The organism is Dietzia aerolata, from assembly GCF_014144865.1.
In the GTDB taxonomy this organism is placed as follows: domain Bacteria; phylum Actinomycetota; class Actinomycetes; order Mycobacteriales; family Mycobacteriaceae; genus Dietzia; species Dietzia aerolata.
Genome location: NZ_JAALDM010000233.1, coordinates 1 through 1,598, shown reverse-complemented (window position 1 = coordinate 1,598; position 1,598 = coordinate 1). Strand labels below are relative to the sequence as shown.

Sequence of the window (1,598 nt, the reverse complement as noted above, 5' to 3'; positions counted from 1 at the left end):
AGTTGCGGCCGTCGCCGGCGATGACCGCGGCGCGGATCTCGGGATCGGCGTCGAGCTCGGCCATCACGCGCGGCATCTCGGCCCAGAAATCCGGGCCCATCGCGTTGTTGCGGCCCGGGCCGATCAGGGTGACCTGGGCGACGTGCTTGTGCCGCGCCCCCTTGTCGATACGGACCGAGACGAACTCGCCGGGGGCGGGGGCAGAGGGGGTGCTGGAATCGCTCATGGCGTAGAGCCTGCCATGCGCCGACGCACTCGAGCCCCGCAGTCCCGGATCAGGCTCCGGAATTCGGCATGACGAGCCACAGGATCAGATAGATGAGCACCTGCGGCCCCGGCAGCAGCAGCGACGCCACGAACAACGCGCGGACCACCATCGGGTCGATCCCGACGTAGTCGGCAACGCCGCCGGCGACACCGCCGATCCACCGGTCCTGGGAACGGACGAGACGCTTGGGCTGGGAGGACGGAATGCTGGTCATGACGGGGCTCCTTCTCAGACGAGCAGTTCGGCGACCGAGGCACTGCGCGCGCCCGGGGTGATGCCGACGTTGTCGTCGTCGTGGTCGTGGGTTTTTGGTGGTGCGCCGGGGACCTCTCCCCCGGTGACTTCCACTCTCCTCCGCCCGCGCCCGTCCCACATCGGGGATCGTCCCTGATCTTGGGCCTGTGTCCGCCCCGAGACCCCTAGGGGTGCGCCGGGCGGGACCGCCGCGCAGTTGCCGGACAGTCCTCGCCATCTGCCGGACATTTCTGGCGAAAATCGGCCCGGATTCGCACCAGATGTCCGCCAACTGCCCCGTCGTGTCCGGCAACTCCCGGTTGGCACGGGGGTGCGGCGCGGTACGGGGCTGGCGAGGGGCGCGGCGCGGTACGGGGCTGGCGGGAGGAATTTTGACGACGACAACACCGCCCGACCGGCTACCGGATCAGGTGTGGAACTCTCCGCAGTCCACGGTGAGCGTCTGGCCGGTGACCGCCGACGAGCGGCCCGAGAGCAGGAACAGCACCGGGTCGACGATCTCCTGTTCGGTCGGCAGGCGGCGCAGGTCCATTTTCTCGGCCATGTGCTGGTAGACGTCGTTGGTGGAGCCGCCGTACTTCTCAGCCAGGGACTCGAAGTAGGCCTTGAGCGTGTCGCCGTAGATGTAGCCGGGCGCGACCGTGTTGACGCGGATGCCACGCGGGCCGAGCTCCGTGGCCAGCGAGTGGGCCAGCGCGACCAGGGCGGTCTTGGCGATCTTGTAGCCGGCGTAGCGCTCGCGGGAGTGGTGGATGACGGCCGAGGCCATCATGACCACCGAGCCGCGGCCGGCTTCGAGGAGGTCGGTGAACTCCTGCGTGGCGCGCAGGGCGCCCATCACCGAGAGGTCGATGCCGGCGGTGATCTGGGCGTGGTCGGTTTTCGCGAGCGGCTTCATGCTGGGCACCGCGAAGGCGCTGTTGACCAGGCCGTGGACGGCGTCGGTGTGCTGCTCGACGGTCTCACTCAGGGCGCGCACCGAGGCGGGGTCCGTGGCGTCGACCGTCGCGGCGATGGCCCGGCCGCCCGCCTCGGTCACCTCGGCGGCGAGCTGGTCCAGGCGCTCGCGGCTGCG

General features: G+C 70.0%; 2 protein-coding genes and 1 pseudogene. All 3 read right to left on the bottom strand.

The features are described from left to right. Positions 1-226, bottom strand: a pseudogene (locus tag G6016_RS13480) (enoyl-CoA hydratase); the annotation flags it as partial. 49 nt (positions 227-275) lie between these two features. Next, positions 276-482 (bottom strand): PspC domain-containing protein, encoded by a 207-nt coding sequence (locus G6016_RS13475; protein ID WP_182633149.1) that lies wholly within the window; start codon positions 480-482, stop codon positions 276-278. A gap of 447 nt (positions 483-929) precedes the next feature. After that, on the bottom strand, positions 930-1,598 hold a 669-nt coding region (locus G6016_RS13470), incomplete at its 5' end, for an SDR family oxidoreductase (protein WP_182633148.1).